Genomic DNA, 17,035 nt, shown 5'->3' on the forward strand with positions numbered 1-17,035 from the left:
CCGTAAAATAATAGTAGCTGATGAAAATATCGAATGAGACCAAAATTGGCGCCCTAACTGTTATAGCTGTCGCCTTGCTGATACTTGGATTTAATTTTTTGAAAGGGAAAAGCTTTTTTAAATCCGGCAATTTTTTGTATGCTATTTATAAAGATACAAAAGCGCTTGCACCCTCTAATGCCGTATATATGAATGGCTACCAGATAGGCAGTGTATATGAAATAGAGCCCGCCAATAAAACAGTAACCCAACTGGTAGTAACTATCAAATTAAAAGAGTCCTTCGATATTCCAAAGAATTCTGTTGCTACGATCAATTCCAATCCATTGGGTTCGCCCAGTGTTGAAATAAATCCCGGCAATAGCTCTGCTTACTTTAAAAATGAAGACACCATCCGCACAGCGGAAGAAAGCGGTTTATTGGGTACCCTCACCAATAAAATGGGACCTGTAGTTGACCAGTTAACCTCCACGTTTCACTCGCTGGATTCAGTGCTCAAAAACTTTAATTCTATACTCGATCCGCGCGTAAAAGGCAACCTGCAATCTACCGTTGCCAATATCAACGATGCCACCGCAGCACTCGTTACAGCCTCTGCTTCGCTCAACAGACTGCTCGATACACAAACCGGCGCATTAGCCGGCACACTGGGCAACCTGCAATCATTCTCCAAAAATCTGGCAGAAAACAATAGTACACTTACACATACATTGCAAAATGTAGATAGCGTTACCAACAATCTGGCAAAGGCAGATATTCAGGGTGTAATGAACCAATTAAGTACTGCAAGCGCACGGCTGGATAGTGCAATGGCACAACTCAATTCGCCCAAAAGCTCCATTGGCGCCTTGCTGTACGACCGGCAGCTTTATAATAATTTAAACAATACCGCTATCAGTTTGCATACATTAATGGACGACCTTCGTGTTCATCCTAAACGGTATGTAAATATTTCTTTATTTGGTAAAAAAGATAAAGGAAATTATATAACCTCGCCGCTAAAGCAGGATACCGTTGTCATTATTCAACAGCCATAGCAGCATGAGTGGTTATTACGGCATCAAAGCCATTATTTTTTTTATCTTTTTATGGTGGTGCAATAGCATTATTGCCCAGCAGCCGGCGCCCAATAGCGGTAGCGACCGGCGCATTAATATTGTACATGCCGATAAGCTGAACTTTAAAAAGCTGAACGACAGTACCGACCTGCAGATTCTTGCGGGCAGTGTGGTGGTAAAGCAGCAAAACAACACTTTTTATTGCGACAGCGCCATCATTAACCAGCGCATTAATACGCTCGAAGCATTTGGCCATGTACATATTAATAATGCCGACAGCGTGCACACTTACGCCGATTACCTGCGCTACATTGGAAATGATAAAAGGGCTTTTCTTAAAAATAATGTGCGCCTCACCGATGGCAAAGGCGTGCTTACCACGCCCGAACTGGAGTATGATACGCAAAATAAAATAGGCACTTATTCGCAAGGTGGCAAACTGGTAAATGGCACCACTACGCTTACCAGCAAAGAAGGCTACTACTATGGACAAACGCGCGATGCATATTTCAAAAAAGATGTGCTGCTGGTCAATCCCGATTATAGAGTAACAACAGATACGCTGCTGTACAATACGTATACTACTATTACTACCTTTACCGTACCAACCATTATTACCTTCGGAACAAAAAAAATCAATACCACCAACGGTTATTACAATCTTACTTCCAAGGAATCTTATTTTGGACAAAGACCCATTATACAAGACAGCACTTCGTTATTGATAGCTGATGAAACAGCGGGCAACGACTCCACCGGCTTTGCTGAAGCAAGGGGTAATGTTATTTTTCGCGATACGGCGCAGGGTCTGGCAATGTTTGCCAACAATGTAAAAACCAATCGTGATGCAGGTTCGCTGCTGGCTACAGAGCATCCGGTGATGATGGTGAAGCAAAATAATGATTCTTTGTTTATAGCAGCCGATACCTTGTTTTCCGGCAAGCTTTCGATGTTAAAAGGCATTCGTAACGTGCCGGCAGTGCGCGACTCTATGCCGTCGCTCGACAGCATGACTTTTACCAAACAAGACAGCGCGCGCGACCGCTATTTTGAAGCATATTATAACGTGCGCATCTTCAGCGATTCGCTGCAGGCCACAGCCGATAGTTTATTTTATTCCAGCATGGACTCGGTTTTCCGACTGCTTACCAACCCGGTTATCTGGTCGAGCAACAGCCAGATAACCGGCGATACTATTTATTTATTTACCAAAAATAAAAAACCGGAACGGCTGTATGTATTTGAAAATGCGCTGGTAATAAGCGATGTGGACAGCAGTGCTTTTTTTAACCAGGTAAGCGGCAGAATTCTCAACAGCTATTTTGATAGCGGGCGTATTAATCACATTCATACGCAGGGTAATGCCGAAGCGGTGTACTACACGCAGGATGATAATAAAAAATTTGTAGGGGTAGATAAATCGAGCTGCGATATAATAGATACGTATTTCAGAGATCAGAAACCGTACAAAGTCATCAGGCGCAGCGATTTAAAAGGCACGTTTTATCCCATGCGGCAGGTAAATCATGAAGAATTAAAGCTGCGCGGTTTTAACTGGCAAATAGATAAGCGACCTAAGAGTAAAGATGAATTGTTTGGTACGTAAATCTTATTCTTTGCAGAAATAGGATTGTATTTGCGCTGCGCGGAAGTGTGAAGGTTATAAACATCCGGAATATCTTATCGCTTACTTTTTATACAATTTAAGGCTACAACCACTCTCAGCTTTTGCCATACTACGGTACGAAGCATCCGCGCCATGTTGTAAATCAAATTCAATGTAAAGGGCATTTTACTACTATCCTCAGATGCTTCCTTCGTTAGCATGACAAGCTCAAAGAGTAAGGCTTGAATGTAACTTGCAATAAAAAGCAAGGGAATTCAAATTTTGAACACTAATGGTTATCAAAGCTTCGCATAGCATGGAACTTCCTGTTTGCAGCTTATACAACTTTCCCCTATATAGCAATATGCCATTCACTTCTCCGCTATTTTGTAAGTTTGCCGCATAACATTGGCGTATGCGTTTCGGAATCATTGGCAGCGGAAGCTGGGCTACCGCACTAGCAAAAATATTGACCGACAACCAGCATCCTATTGCGTGGTGGATACGCAATGAGGCAACCATTCACCATATACAGCAGCGCAGGCACAACCCGCATTACCTGCATACGGCTTATTTTAATACTGCCTTATTAAACATGAGCCATCAGGTAGCAGCAGTAATACAACATGCCGATGTGATCATCATTGCTGTACCATCAGCTTTTGTAAAGCAAACGCTGGAAGGATTGCCTAAGAATGCCTTTAATAATAAAAAAATAATATCGGCGGTCAAAGGCATTTTGCCCGATTGTAATGAACTGGTGAATGATTTTTTGATACATCATTTCTCCATAGACCTGCGCAATTATTTCACCCTTCTTGGACCCTGCCATGCCGAAGAAGTAGCTGCCGAAAAACTGTCGTATCTTACTTTTTCGGGGTTAGATGAAGCAATGTGCACAGCAATTGCATCTTATTTTACCAACAGTTATTTAAACACCATCATCAACCACGATGTGATAGGTGTGCAATATGCTGCTGTACTGAAAAACATATATGCCTTAGGCGCCGGTATTGCGCATGGACTGGAATACGGCGATAATTTCTTAAGTGTTTACATTGCTAATTGTGCCAACGAGATGATTATTTTTTTAAAGAAATTGGTACAGGAACACGAAATACCTTGCAACCCGGAGATAATCAATTATACTTCATCGGTGTATTTGGGCGATCTGCTGGTAACCTGCTACTCGCTCTACAGCCGCAACAGAATGTTTGGCACCATGATTGGCAAAGGGTACTCCGTAAAAGCTGCACAACTGGAGCTGAACATGGTAGCCGAAGGCTATAATGCAAGCAAATGTATCCATCATACCAATATTCAGGTGCAAGCATCTATACCCATTATTAATGCAGTGTACAGTATTTTGTGGCAGCATGTTGCTCCACATACCGCTTTCAAAAAGCTGGAAGCGGAATTAATATAAAATATAATTGTATAAAAACCACCGGATTTTAACTATATCTATGCTCGAAGACATCATTGATTACTTACAACAATTGCCTCCTGTTTTATGGAACCTTGTACTGGTAGCAGCAGCTATTCTTTCCGGCTTATTGTTACGGTTTATCTTATCGCTTTTACTAAAGCAAAAAACTAAAGCGGAAGATTATTCTTTATACCGCTCGATTATTCGCAGGCTCGGGCCACCGTTCAATGTTTTTTTGCCCTTATTTATATTGAATATGCTGTCTCCATTTATGGTAATGCAAAGAAAACAAATGCTTACACTGAACAAAACGCTGGAGATTTTGCTCACCATTGCGGTTGCCGCCATCTTGATTGGTATTGTAAAAATTGCAGAAGATTATGTTTATTACCATTACAACTTAAAAAAGGCGGATAATCTGCGCGAACGTAAAGTGCGTACGCAATTGCAGTTTATCAGGCGGCTGGTAGTGGGCACTATTATTTTTATAACGCTTTGTATTATATTACTCAGCTTCGATAAACTGAAGGCATTAGGCACTGGCTTGCTTACCGGTGTTGGCGTGGGTGGTATAATAGTGGGTTTCGCCGCACAAAAATCCCTGTCCAATTTACTGGCAGGCTTTCAGATTGCCTTTACGCAGCCATTACGCCTCGATGATGTACTGGTAGTAGAAGGTGAATACGGAAGAGTAGAAGAAATAACGCTTACGTATGTAGTGCTGCTGCTTTGGGATCAGCGGCGGCTGATACTGCCTATTAATTACTTTATAGAAAAACCTTTTCAAAACTGGACGCGCACCGGCTCGGAAATAATGGGCACTGCCATGCTGTACTTAGATTACAATGTACCGGTAGAGGAAATACGTAAAGAATTTTTGCGCCTGGTACAAAATAGTGAATGGTGGGATAAGCGCGTGGCAGCACTGCAGGTAACTAACCTTACCGATACGGCTGTAGAGTTACGCTGCTTAATAAGCGCCAACAATGCCTCTCAATCCTTCGACCTGCGTTGCTTTTTGCGCGAAAATCTGCTTAACTATATTAAAACGCATTACCCGCAAAGCCTGCCGCAAACGAGGGTTATTGTTGCCTCCGAAAATAATAATGTACCTGCATAGAAAAGCCGCAGCACTTGTTTGCTGCGGCTTACTAAGTAGCGCTTGGCCCAACCTGATTAAAAATAATATTTACTAAGCGAGGTATCTACCGGCTGCTCGTTATTTTGTTGTCGCATATCCTTGTATTCCCGTACCATCTGGCGCAGCTTCTTCAACTGATCGCTGGTAAGGAAGGTCTTTAATTTTGCCACTTCTCTCTTCTTCTCTCTCTTCAAAGCTATTTGCTTGTTTTGATCGCTCATACCTTCATTATCTCTGATGCCTCTTATCTTAGTAAAATACCGCTTCAACAAAGCAGCAGTAGAGTCGGCTTTTGCTTCATCTACATTCAGCTCTTTTTTTATGCGCTCCTTCATTTTATCGTACTGCTTTTGGGTCTGGGCAAAAGCATGACCTGTAATGAAAAGAGCAGATATTACTAACCCAGATAAGATTAAACCCAAAACAATACGTTTCATATTTGGTATTTTATATGCCATGCAATTTCATTAACAGTTACTCGGTAGAGTCAGCATCCTGTTTCTGAGCCTTACGCTTTTCCATTTGCGCCGTGCGTAGCTGCTGCCATTTTGTTTTTTGTTCCGGCGTCAGCACCTCTTCCATAGCCTTCCGCTGGCTGTCGCGCAGGGCTTTTAGCTGTGTCATCTTTTCCTCATTGCCCAGGTTACCATTGCGAATGGAATCCATTTTCGCTTTTTGCTCATTATGCAGCTGTTGCATTTTCGCTTTTTGCTCATCGGTAAGATTGAGCTGCTGCATCATATCCATACGTTGCTGTTTTATAGCAGTGCCTCTGTCGTGTTTGTGATGGCGAATGGCAGTGGTGCTATCCTGTGCCTGAACAGCCATGGCCAAAGTAACTACACTAAATAACAGCAAAAAGAGTTTTTTCATAATAAAAAGTTTATAAATAAAAATAGGCAACAAAGACAGGTTTGTCTTGTTGCCGTTTAATGCTTTTATTTAAAGTGCTGTTAATTGAATATTCTGGATTATGCTTGCCGCTGTGGATGTATGAAAACCAAACTATACAAAGCAACGATGTGATATAATCCACTATATTAAAACAAGTGAATCAGGTTAGGCAATCACCTGGTCGGTGAGGTGCACCTTGGTCATTTGCAGGTATTGATTTTGCAGTTCGTGTATGTAATGCACCCGCGGGTTGTGCCTTCTATCTTCGCGGTACCACATCTCTAATTGAGAAAAATTATCAGGCTCGGGTATCTCCAGCCGAAAGGGACCTTTCTTATATTTTACGCTGCCATCTTCCTGTATCTCTTTCGTAAAATTCAGCCGCATCAGCTCTTCATCGTTGAGAGGTATAGGATATACGTGCGCGGGCTCGTACCAAAAGTCCTGCACTTCTGTTTCCACGCATATCTGTTTTTCATCGTGGTTAAGGTCGGTTACTACTCCCCGCCACATTTTACCTTCAAAATCAACCATTACATAATCGCCTTCTTTGAGTTCGCTGAATTTTATCATAACAATCGTTTTTGTTTAGAAGGACAAATTACAAAACCCATTCCAACCAAAAGAAAAATTTTGACTAACCTACTTATCAATTGCAACAATAACAGCTAATTTTTGTGGAAGATATATGTAGAAAACTTAAAACGACCTGGTTTTATACACGACCCGCAACAAAACAACAGGTTGCAGAAGCTCTACAATTTTAAATAGAAACTACAGATTGATATTTTAATGACATTTAAAAGAAGTGAGGGTACGGCTTAAAGGCACTTGGCTTTTTATTTGCTCACTTAAGTGTCTGATATTTGGAACAGGGAGATTTATTATACGCAGGAAACGTACTTAAAACAGCATGAATACGAAGGACAAAATACGACCGGAACTTTTACAAAACAAACACAATAAGCAAATACCTGCTGTAATAGAGCAAAATGTGCTTACTGCATTATCTTTTTATCCTGAATTAAAAAACACCATCATCCGGTTTGTTTTTAAAACAAACATCAAAACTTCTGTAATGCAGGCGCAGCCGGTGTTTACCACACTGCTGCTAAAGAGAAAAAACAGGCGTTACAGAATAAATATCAGTGCGCAGTTTAAGCTTATACATACGCAAATTCCTATCCAGCAAATTCCCGATGAGGTAATGATTGGATGGATAGGTCATGAGCTTGGACATATACTGGATTATGAACGCAGGAGCAATACCGGAATGGTTTCGTTTGGCCTCGGCTATTATTTTTCTGCTGATTATGTCAAAAGTGCAGAGCGGGTTGCTGATACGTATGCGGTTGAGCGCGGATTGGGCAAATATATTATTGCTACTAAACGGTTTATTTTAGACCATGCAGAACTGCCACAGGCATACAAGAATAAAATTGCAAGGCTATATCTCTCGCCCGATGTGATTGTAGAACAAATTAAAAAACTGGAAGAAAAGAGACTGGAAGGACAACAAAAACAGGCTTAATGTCTGCTTTGTTCAAAAAGGATACACAAAGTCACATTTGACTTTATGTATCCTGCTCTCAAAAACAACAACTATCTTAAGCTAATTGTAATACATAATTTCTAAACTCATTAAAGGCTTCTTCTTTCATTACGCGTGGAATTTTTGCCTGCCCGCCAAGCTTTTTAAATTCCTCGCTCCAGTTGTAGAACTGTTCTACAGGAACCACCTCTACCTCTACTCCTTTCAATGCTTTGGTGCGGGCTACTTTATAATTCTTGTTGTTACTGCACAGTTCTTCATCTATCAGTTGCGCTGCTTTTTCAGCATCAATTTCTTTGTCTGTTCCAATTACCCATTTCATTTTATATTGTTCATCTTCAAAAACAGTTGCAGCAACAAACTCCTTAATTTCCATCTCATACGCGTGTTCCAGCTTTTCTATAGCCATGTTCATTTTCTGAATGGAAAGTTGCTCGCCCACAACATTCAAATAATGTTTGGTACGTCCGCTTATTCTAATTTCGGATCTTTTTTTATCTGTAATCATCACTGTATCGCCAATCATATACCGCCAGGCGCCCGATACCGTAGAGATAAGCAACACATATTCTTTGTTTTCTTCTGCTTGCTCCAATGTAAGCACTTTTACACCCTGCTTTACCCGCCCGTCCTCGTCTATATTTTCCTCAAAAAAGGGAACGAATTCGAAAAAAATACCGTTATTAACGATCAGTGCCATCGCATTGGTGTCGGGTCTTTTTTGTGTTGCTAAATATCCTTCCGATGCAAGGTAAGTATCAATATAGATTAAAGGTTTGGCGAGTAGCTTTTCCATGCTCATGAGGTAAGGTTCAAAAGCAACGCCTCCCGAAGTGTACACCTGCAGGTTGGGCCAGATATCATGAATGGTAGTAAGATTGTTGTAGCTGATAATTTCTTTAAGCATTAATTCTACCCACGAAGGAATGCCCGATATGCTGCCCACGTCCCATTTAGGTGCTTCCTCCGCAATGCGCCTTACCTTCTCGTCCCAGTCTGGGATGGAGGCAATCTCCGCACCTGGTTTGTAAAATGTACTGAACCACGCCGGTATATTGGCAGCGCTTATCCCGCTGATCTCTCCTTCAAAATGGTCTTCCTGCTCGATGAGATTAGTGCTGCTGCCCAGCATTAAAATGTCCTTTTCAAAAAAATCGGTTGGTAAATCAAAGTTTTTGAGACTTAGTATTTGCTGAACACCTGACTTTCTGATAGCATTGATCATATCGGGCGTTACGGGAATGTATTTTTTATCACTGGTAGTACCGCTGCTCAGGGCAAAATATTTTTGACCACCTGGCCAGGTTACATTTTGGTGCCCTTCCAACAGATAATGCCACCATTCCTCATACATGGCATCGTAGTCATATACCGGCACACGTTGCTGAAAAGCACCAACCGGATCCTCACTATTCAAAATTTCGTTAAACTTATGTTTTAACCCAAAGGCAGTATGTTTTGCTTTATTCAGCAATTGTAAAAGAACAGCCTTCTGTGCTTTGTTCGGGTTAGGTTCACGATTGATTAACCCATTGAAATCTATTGCTTTTTTAATTACTCCACCAAGTAGCGCCATGCGAATTTTTTTGTTTTGCTATGGGTTGAGCAATATCTGTACCTGACGTTTTTGGAGGCGTTTCAATTAGACTTTTTGGGTACACTGCGCTGAATTTTTAAAGGACGATGGAATGTTCCAAAGCGGATATATTATCTTTACTTTACCACGGGATTAGTCAGCTTGCAGCAATTGCTCTATCTGTTCAAATGCACCTATAAACATTTTATACTTATTGTCTGTATGTGCCCAGGCTATATCGTTGTGTTCAAATAAATGTTGCAGTATTGTATTAGCCAGCTTACAGTCTTCTGTATCATAGAAACAGTTTTGCCACTCAGATGGCAGATCTTCAAATGCTTTCAGTGCAAATCCGTTACCATATATTTTGATAGGTGTTGGGGTACTTCTTACATCAATAGTAGCCATATCATTGTGAAGCGCCCATGTAAAGTAATCCTTCCAGAAATGACAATGATTTACTAAGCGCTCTTTTATCTGTGCTGGTGTTTCCTTATGTCTCGCAGGTACGCGCCATTGATTGTCTTTTAACGAGAATGGCTTTATCGCATCTGCCGAAAAAGAGTAAAGCTGCTTTTCAAAATTGCAGATGACCCCTGGCTCGGGGTTTAATCTCATATCTGTGCCACTTATATTATTTATAAGAAAATAGTACGGTTTGGAGGCATTTAGTACAAGGGTATCGCCCTTAGTTGTCCATTTACCGTATTGAAACTTACCAAAATCAAGTGTAAAACTTTTATCAGGATTTAGACACAAAAAGCTGGCAGGTGTAAGTTTAAAGCCAAATGAAGATTCTCCACTGCTGTATGTATAAAACCATAATCCCTCCTCCTTATTTTGAAAAAGAGACACGCAGGAATTAAAGCACATAACAATCAATGAAAGTAAAAAGATAACCCTTGTATTTAGCATGAGCAGTTAAGTAATAAAATATTGTTTTTCTTTTACTTTAAATTACCTAAATAGCAATCACAATAAAGTATGAGATAAGGATAAAGAAATATATACTCCTCCTACACCTCCTCCGGTTTCGGATGCTTCCATTCACCACGATATGGACGCTGCAATAACTGATTTGCCGCTTCATCCCCTACGATCATTCGTTTTTGCGGATCGTACACCAGCGGGCGACCTATTTTCATAGACAGATTAGCCATAATACAACTGGCAGTAGAAATATGCCCTTGCTCAATATCTGCTACCGGGCGACTCCCGCTTTCAATAGCACCCAAAAAGTTGAGCAGGTGCCGCCGCGTAGCCGGTGCGGTGTGTAGTTCTATGCGTGGCTCCGTTACGTCTTCAGGGTATTTCTCCTTCTCATACAACACATCGCCATGTATTTTATCACCTTTACCTTCCGGTATAAATTCGTACTTAAATACATCCGCTTTTAGCGTGCCTTTATCACCATATATCTTGAAAGACCACGGATACTCCGGATCGGCAGGTGTGCCCCAGGTACGGTGCTGCCATATACAATTCAAATCGTCATATTCAAACAAGGCAGATTGCGTATCGGAAATATTAGACTTGCCGCCTTTTTCTACATAAATACCACCGGTGGAACTAACGCGTTTTGGCCATCCCAAATCCAGCATCCAGCGAACGGCATCAAACATGTGGATGCACATATCGCCTACAATGCCATTGCCATATTCCATAAAGGCACGCCACCAGCCAACATGCGGCAATCCGTCGTACGGACGCAATGGCGCAGGGCCGGTCCACATTTCATAATCTAAAAAGTCGGGCACAGGTTGCACGGGCGGGTTGCTATTGTTGCGCATGTGATAATAACAACACATTTCCACATGCGCTACTTTACCCAGCAGGCCGGCATCTACTATTTTTTGCTTCGCTTCTATCAGGTGTGGAGTGCTACGGCGTTGCGTGCCTACTTGCACCACACGGTTATACTTGCGGGCTGCCGCCACCATTGCTTCGCCCTCTATCACATCTACACTTATTGGCTTTTGAACATATACATTTGCGCCGCTCTTCATGGCATCAATAGCTGTGAGCGCGTGCCAATGATCGGGTGTACCAATGAGCACAATATCCAGTTCATTTTCAGCAAGCATTTTCCGGTAATCGTTATAGAGGCGTGGCGCTTTATTGGTTTTCAATCGCTGGCTCACCATTTTGGCAGCTTCCGCCAACTGATGCTTATCCACATCGCACAGCGCCACTACATTTACAGGTGCTACCTGAATTAAACGGAACAAATCGTTTTTCCCATACCAACCTGTTCCTATTAAAGCCACCCGGTAAGTTTTGGATGGATAAAACATACCCATGCCCGAAGCATGGAGCGCAGCTAAAGCAAGAGAGGCAGTTGCACCTTTTAAAAGTGTGCGGCGACGAATGGAAAAATCGTTCATACAAGCATTTCGTTAAGTTGGTGATCAATATAGTGTTAGGCGTTGAAGATCGGAAAAATTTGTGAGTGGTGAATAGTGAATTGTCAATTGTGAATAGTATGCAGGTGAGTGTTGGATTGTCAGTTATGAATTTGATCTCCGCTCACTTTTCATTTCTCAGGTTATTATCACATTCACTATTCATCAATATCTCATGCCAGTCCGCTCGTCACTGCTTTCATCTTTGCTAATGCTGTTTTTGCAACAGTTAAGGCCTCCTGGCTGTAATAGTTTTTGTTGAATACTTCTGTTGAAATAATAAGTGGCTGATCTTGCTTGTGCAATATTCCTAAAATATGTTTCACAGGTGCTATGCCATCACCGGGGTATATCCGGTCTGCATCGGTAATATCCGCAGCAGATAAATTAGCAGGATAATCATTTACATGCAGTATATCAGTAGCCGAAGAACTCATCATATGAAGTGTGTCTAACGGAGTACCGCCTTTATACAAATGAAAAACATCGAGCAGTACTTTTGCCGATGGATGACCGGTTTGCATAGCCACATACAACACTTCGTTTGCGCGGCTTAAGTTTTTTGAAAAGCCCCACATTTCCAGTTGCGGTATAACGCCGGTAGTATCACCCAATTTCAGTATGGCATGATAACGTTCGGCCATTTTGTTTAAATCCAGCCCGGGTGTTTCGGTAGCACCCATCGGCGGAGCTGCCGTGCGTTTGCAACCTATTTGCGCCAGCATATCCATTTCCTTTTTCATCTGCTCTATACCTTTATTTCGCACTGTATCATCATCTACAATCCATTGAGCAAAGCCAATACAATTTTCTACCGTAATACCTAAATCGTTCAGGCGTTTTTTTGCATCAGTTAATGTGCCGCCATTGTTTAAATACGTTTGTAAAGAATCTATCCATATTTCTACAGCATGAAAGCCTGCTTTTGAAGCAGTTTCCAGTTCTTTTACAAAGCCGAGATTGTGCCCCCGGATGGTAGCCATATTTAAACAATAGGTAAAAGAAGAATGGGCTGGCGGTGCTGCCGTTGTTGCGCTTTTGCCTATACGCGGGAGCAATGCAATGCCTGCGGATGCTCCAAATAACTGTAAAGCTGTACGACGGGTAATTGGCTGGGACATAGCTGTAAAATAGATTCGTTCAAAATAAAACTATTTACAGCGTAAGAGAAAAAGAAGTTGAGAAAAATTTTGTGCGCATCAACTGTTTTTACCACCTTTTCATAGCTGGTAATATTCTAAAAACAATGTAGCCTTTTACTTTGAGATAATTTATCCAATCCATTCAGAAGAGTATATAAAGGTTTACTATCCGCTATATTGATGAAAACAAATATAATAATTCAACTTAAAATCCAACAGAAAGTAACAACTTATACCAGGTTGCTATCAAGATGACGGATGATAAATGAAAGCAAGAACTGGGGCTTACAGGAGTGTATAAAATAAGTATTTGAAATTTTACTGCGTGACCTATTCTGCCGGGAAAATCCTCGGCTTGCTAACCAGTCGGTATTATTTTGTTTAGCTCTAAACAACCAATTAGCAAAAAGCTAATCAGCAGCAAAGGCAATTCTGGATATGGAATTGCCGTTGCTGCTGATGCTGTTTATTTAAATTATTCTTAAAGAGAAAAACTCGTTTATAACTTATAAAAAAACTCCGTTTCGGTTTCGCTGTAAGTAACGGTGAGACACTCACGCCCGCCCTGGGTAGTAAAATTTACAGACGGGTAGGTTAAGATTCTGCCACCGCCGGTAGAAGGATTGTACAACTCATCGCCATGTAAGGGCCTGTTGGTGCCGCTGGTTGATATGTAAGTACCACTCATCGGATAAAAGTTCAGGTTACCGGCATCGTCCATTTCGTAATAGCCATTGTAAGAAATATCTACAGCCAGTTCGGTACCGGTGCCAATACTCGAATATACGTGTTGAAAGCAAGTTCCATTGCCGTTGGCATCTACTGTAAACTTTGTTGCAAACCCATAAGCTGCGCCATGATACACACCATTTTCGTCGTAATAAGCACCATCGCTGCCGCTGGTCCACATCCACTCTCCTACCAGTTGCGGATCAATATAATATGTACCATAGTTACCTCCATTATCTGGCTTAGCGCCCTCTTTTGAACAGCTTATTGTTGCAAAGGACATTAGCAGGCAGGCTGCAATTGCAAAGAAGAGTTTGTTAAGGGTTAGTTTTTTCATAATAAGTAGTTTGTGAATGTTGCAGGTTGTTTTGTTTTAACGGCACAAAAGTAAAATGCGGGTGAGTCACCGGAAATAGCATAAATATGCGAGAATTGCTTTACTAGCATCTTCCGGTAAATAAAAGAGAAGCAGGCAGCAAGTATAGGGTTTCTTGTGGCAGTGAAAATAACTGTATTTCACCACCTGTCTCCTTCAGCAACTTTTATATATACAGGCAGGAAACATAATGCATAGCAGTTATAGTGGACCGTCGTCACACTTCAGTTGTATAGGCGGCAACATCAAAATACATATCACTGCAGCAGTCCACGTATCTCCTTTTCAATTTGTATATATTTATCTTTCGCTTCATCAAGCGGCAAACCAACATTCATAAAAGGACGTTTGTGTCCCGCAGCCGTGAGCCATGCACCTTTCATTACACTTTGGCGTTGCGCTACCAGTTTCAAAATAGCTTCTCCCTGAGATGCAGCAGCTATGGCCGCATGTATATCGGGTGCTGCAGCTACTGCGTTCTCACCCAAATACAATAATATTTGTTTAGCCATTATCCAATGTCCGGCTTCGCCGGGATGTACACCATCTTTTGCCAGTGCAAAAGCAGCAATACCAAAGATACTATCAACTGCACGGTGTGCTTTGGTAAATTGCTTCATTGGATAATGGACATCTATCACTTTCCAGCCGGCACTTTTTTGTTGTTCCAGCACCCAATCAGCATATCTATCCAGCGTTGCTTCGTAGCCTTTGTTCCTGCCTTTTAATTCATCGTAATACGGTGGTGTGAGATGAATGATGTTTGCGCCGGTTTGTGCAATGCGGTTATGCACATCTATTAATCCATCTTTAAATTCTTGAAACCGGCTTTCATCAAAGGGCAGGTAAATACCATCATTCATACCATAGCAGATAAAAACAAGATCGGGCTTGGTGAGCAATAGCACTCTTGCTAATCGTTCGTGCAAATCGGGCCTCGGAAATTTACCATCAGCATGTCCCGGCTCCGACAAACCCGATACCGTTTCGCTGGGCAAGCCTACATTAATAAATTCATACGCCTTTTGCGGATAGTGCGTGATAAAATAAGCTTCTAAATCGGTGATGTAATTACCGGCATATGTAATGCTGTTGCCCAAAAAAACAATACGGTGAACACTATCTAATAATTTTGACTGCGCAGTGCAGCAAAACGAACACACTATACACAAAGCAATTAGCAAGGTTACTTTTGTTTTAAAGAAGCCAATAATCTTCATCTTACTATCTTAAAGTGTTTAAATGTACAAGACTGAATTATTGAAATTATAAAGGCAGCATTATAAAATTTATTCCTCATTTCACCTCCTGCATTTCAATCAATCTTTTATACAAACCTTCCTCTTGCAGCAGTTGATTGTGTGTGCCTCGTTGTACAATTTCGCCCCGCTGCAATACAATTATTTCATCGGCATGACGAATGGTAGAAAGCCGGTGCGCAATTACGATAGAGGTACGGTTTTGCATCATGTTGTTGATGGCATCCTGCACCAGCCGCTCACTTTCCGTATCGAGTGAAGAAGTGGCTTCATCTAAAATTAATATGGGTGGATTTTTCAAAACAGCACGTGCAATGGTCATGCGCTGTCTTTCGCCACCGCTCAGCTTGCCGCCTCTATCGCCAATGTTGGTTTTAAAGCGGTGTTCTTTTTGTTTGATAAAATTCAAAGCATTCGCCACCGCCGCCGCATGTTCTATCTCGCTATCGGTGGATGGTGTTTCTTTGCCCAGTGCAATGTTGGCTTCAATGGTATCATTAAACAAAATAGGCTCCTGCGTCACAATGCTTATCTGGCTACGCAGGCTTCGCAAAGTGTAGTCTTTAATATTTACACCATCTATCAGCAATTCGCCGCTTGTTACATCATGGAAGCGCGGCACCAGATCGGCTAATGTACTTTTACCCGCACCCGAAGAACCCACTAATGCTACGGTTTTGCCTTTTTCTATTTTTAAATTAATGTTCTTTAAAATGGTTACATCTTCATACGCAAAACTAACATTCCTGAACTCTATGCTGTTATTGAACTGCGTAAGCTGAATGCCGTCCGGCTTATCTTCTACCGTTATGTCTGCATTCAACACTTCTTCAATTCTTGTAATGGCGGCTTCACCTTTTCGCATATTACTGAATGAAGTAGAGAGTGATTTTGCTGGATTAATCACATTATAAAACAGGGCCAGATAACCAATGAAAGCAGCACCTTCCAGCGGAATTTTGCCACTCAAAATGCCGCTTCCGCCATACCACAAAATAGCAGCAAACACTATCACACCCAGCAATTCACTGGTAGGTGATGCAAGATCGCGGCGGTTATTAATTTTATTTTTTACAAATAACAGTTCATCATTTACCTTAAAAAATTTATTCCGGAGCACCGATTCAATATTAAATGCTTTAATCACACGCAAGCCGCCTAATGTTTCATCCAGAATAGAAACTGCTTCACCCTGTCGCAAGGCCGCTTCGCCGGATTTCTTTTTAAGTGATTTGGAGATTCTGCCAATTACAAAACCAATAAGCGGCAAAAACAAGAGCAGAAAAAGTGTAAGCTGCGGACTTAAATAAAACAAGAAAGCAAAGTTGCCCAGGATAGTTAACGGATCACGCACATACCCTTCTAAAGTGCCCACTACCGATGCTTCTACTTCTTGTATATCGTTGGTAATACGGCTGATCAAATCACCCTTTCTTTTTTCGGTAAAATAGCCAATGGGCAACTGCAATACTTTATTGTATAAATCGGAACGGAGATGATTAACGATACCATTCTTTACCGGATTGAGCACGTAAGAAGAAAGGTACACAAAAACATTTTTTAAGAAAATAAAGATTACAATCAATACACAGATGTATTGCAGCGTTTTTAATTTTCCATCCGGCTGGTTTACTGTTTTCATCAACTGTTCGCGTATGAAAGCAATTACCGGATTGCTGCTGTTGGTTGTCAATCCGCCAATGGCACTCTCTTTTCCGGCATTAAATATCAGTTCCAGAAAAGGCATCAGCATACCCAGCGAAACAATAGAAAAAACAATAGCCAAAAGCGTAAACAGAAAGTATAAAAAAATGTTGAGTTTATATTGTTTAAGGTAAAAAAAAACACGTGCGTATTGCTTCATCAAAATA

General features: G+C 41.4%; 15 protein-coding genes. 5 read left to right on the forward strand and 10 right to left on the reverse strand.

Annotation, left to right across the window (positions count from 1 at the left end; genetic code table 11):
* Positions 1-20 precede the first annotated feature (20 nt).
* From FC093_RS10335 to FC093_RS10350, 4 genes are all read left to right on the forward strand, one after another.
* A complete protein-coding gene (locus FC093_RS10335; RefSeq protein ID WP_137261699.1) occupies positions 21-1,037 on the forward strand; it encodes an MlaD family protein in 1,017 nt (338 codons plus the stop codon).
* Positions 1,015-2,664, forward strand: coding sequence for an OstA-like protein (locus FC093_RS10340; RefSeq protein ID WP_170971049.1), 1,650 nt, complete (start codon positions 1,015-1,017; stop codon positions 2,662-2,664). Before FC093_RS10335 ends, FC093_RS10340 begins: the two co-directional genes overlap by 23 nt.
* Positions 2,665-3,079: 415 nt before the next feature.
* On the forward strand, positions 3,080-4,090 hold the full coding sequence (locus tag FC093_RS10345) for an NAD(P)H-dependent glycerol-3-phosphate dehydrogenase (protein WP_137261701.1): 1,011 nt from the start codon (positions 3,080-3,082) through the stop codon (positions 4,088-4,090).
* 40 nt (positions 4,091-4,130) lie between these two features.
* Complete coding sequence (locus FC093_RS10350; RefSeq protein ID WP_137261702.1) at positions 4,131-5,213, forward strand: mechanosensitive ion channel family protein; 1,083 nt, start codon at positions 4,131-4,133, stop codon at positions 5,211-5,213.
* A 56-nt stretch (positions 5,214-5,269) separates the two neighbouring features.
* On the opposite strand, the gene FC093_RS10355 is transcribed toward FC093_RS10350, so the two are convergent.
* The 3 genes from FC093_RS10355 to FC093_RS10365 form a co-directional block, all read right to left on the reverse strand.
* Positions 5,270-5,671, reverse strand: a complete 402-nt coding sequence (locus FC093_RS10355; RefSeq protein WP_137261703.1) for a hypothetical protein — start codon at positions 5,669-5,671, stop codon at positions 5,270-5,272.
* Positions 5,672-5,708: 37 nt separating this feature from the next.
* Positions 5,709-6,107: a hypothetical protein gene (locus FC093_RS10360; RefSeq protein WP_137261704.1), complete on the reverse strand. Its 399-nt coding sequence runs from the start codon at positions 6,105-6,107 to the stop codon at positions 5,709-5,711.
* A gap of 186 nt (positions 6,108-6,293) precedes the next feature.
* Positions 6,294-6,701: a hypothetical protein gene (locus tag FC093_RS10365; RefSeq protein WP_137261705.1), complete on the reverse strand. Its 408-nt coding sequence runs from the start codon at positions 6,699-6,701 to the stop codon at positions 6,294-6,296.
* Between the two features lie 340 nt (positions 6,702-7,041).
* Here FC093_RS10365 and FC093_RS10370 point away from each other — a divergent pair, with 340 nt between their 5' ends.
* Complete coding sequence (locus FC093_RS10370; RefSeq protein ID WP_137261706.1) at positions 7,042-7,659, forward strand: hypothetical protein; 618 nt, start codon at positions 7,042-7,044, stop codon at positions 7,657-7,659.
* 76 nt (positions 7,660-7,735) lie between these two features.
* Here FC093_RS10370 and FC093_RS10375 read toward each other — a convergent pair whose 3' ends face one another.
* The 7 genes from FC093_RS10375 to FC093_RS10405 all read right to left on the reverse strand — a co-directional run bounded on the left by FC093_RS10375 (position 7,736) and on the right by FC093_RS10405 (position 17,028).
* Positions 7,736-9,256 carry a GH3 family domain-containing protein gene (locus tag FC093_RS10375; protein ID WP_137261707.1) on the reverse strand — a complete coding sequence of 507 codons (1,521 nt, stop codon included), beginning with the start codon at positions 9,254-9,256 and terminating at the stop codon, positions 7,736-7,738.
* A gap of 153 nt (positions 9,257-9,409) precedes the next feature.
* Positions 9,410-10,171 carry a hypothetical protein gene (locus FC093_RS10380; protein ID WP_170971050.1) on the reverse strand — a complete coding sequence of 254 codons (762 nt, stop codon included), beginning with the start codon at positions 10,169-10,171 and terminating at the stop codon, positions 9,410-9,412.
* A 101-nt stretch (positions 10,172-10,272) separates the two neighbouring features.
* Positions 10,273-11,640, reverse strand: a complete 1,368-nt coding sequence (locus tag FC093_RS10385) for a Gfo/Idh/MocA family protein (protein ID WP_137261709.1) — start codon at positions 11,638-11,640, stop codon at positions 10,273-10,275.
* Between the two features lie 191 nt (positions 11,641-11,831).
* The gene (locus tag FC093_RS10390) at positions 11,832-12,779 is read right to left on the reverse strand and encodes a sugar phosphate isomerase/epimerase family protein (RefSeq protein ID WP_137261710.1); all 948 of its coding nucleotides are present in this window, start codon (positions 12,777-12,779) and stop codon (positions 11,832-11,834) included.
* A gap of 520 nt (positions 12,780-13,299) precedes the next feature.
* Positions 13,300-13,866 (reverse strand): hypothetical protein, encoded by a 567-nt coding sequence (locus FC093_RS10395; RefSeq protein ID WP_137261711.1) that lies wholly within the window; start codon positions 13,864-13,866, stop codon positions 13,300-13,302.
* Positions 13,867-14,162: 296 nt separating this feature from the next.
* Positions 14,163-15,125: an SGNH/GDSL hydrolase family protein gene (locus tag FC093_RS10400; RefSeq protein WP_137261712.1), complete on the reverse strand. Its 963-nt coding sequence runs from the start codon at positions 15,123-15,125 to the stop codon at positions 14,163-14,165.
* A 76-nt stretch (positions 15,126-15,201) separates the two neighbouring features.
* Positions 15,202-17,028 (reverse strand): ABC transporter ATP-binding protein, encoded by a 1,827-nt coding sequence (locus tag FC093_RS10405; RefSeq protein ID WP_137261867.1) that lies wholly within the window; start codon positions 17,026-17,028, stop codon positions 15,202-15,204.
* Between the last annotated feature and the right edge of the window lie 7 nt (positions 17,029-17,035).

The sequence above is a fragment of the Ilyomonas limi genome (genome assembly GCF_005233845.1).
In the GTDB taxonomy this organism is placed as follows: Bacteria; Bacteroidota; Bacteroidia; order Chitinophagales; family Chitinophagaceae; genus Ilyomonas; species Ilyomonas limi.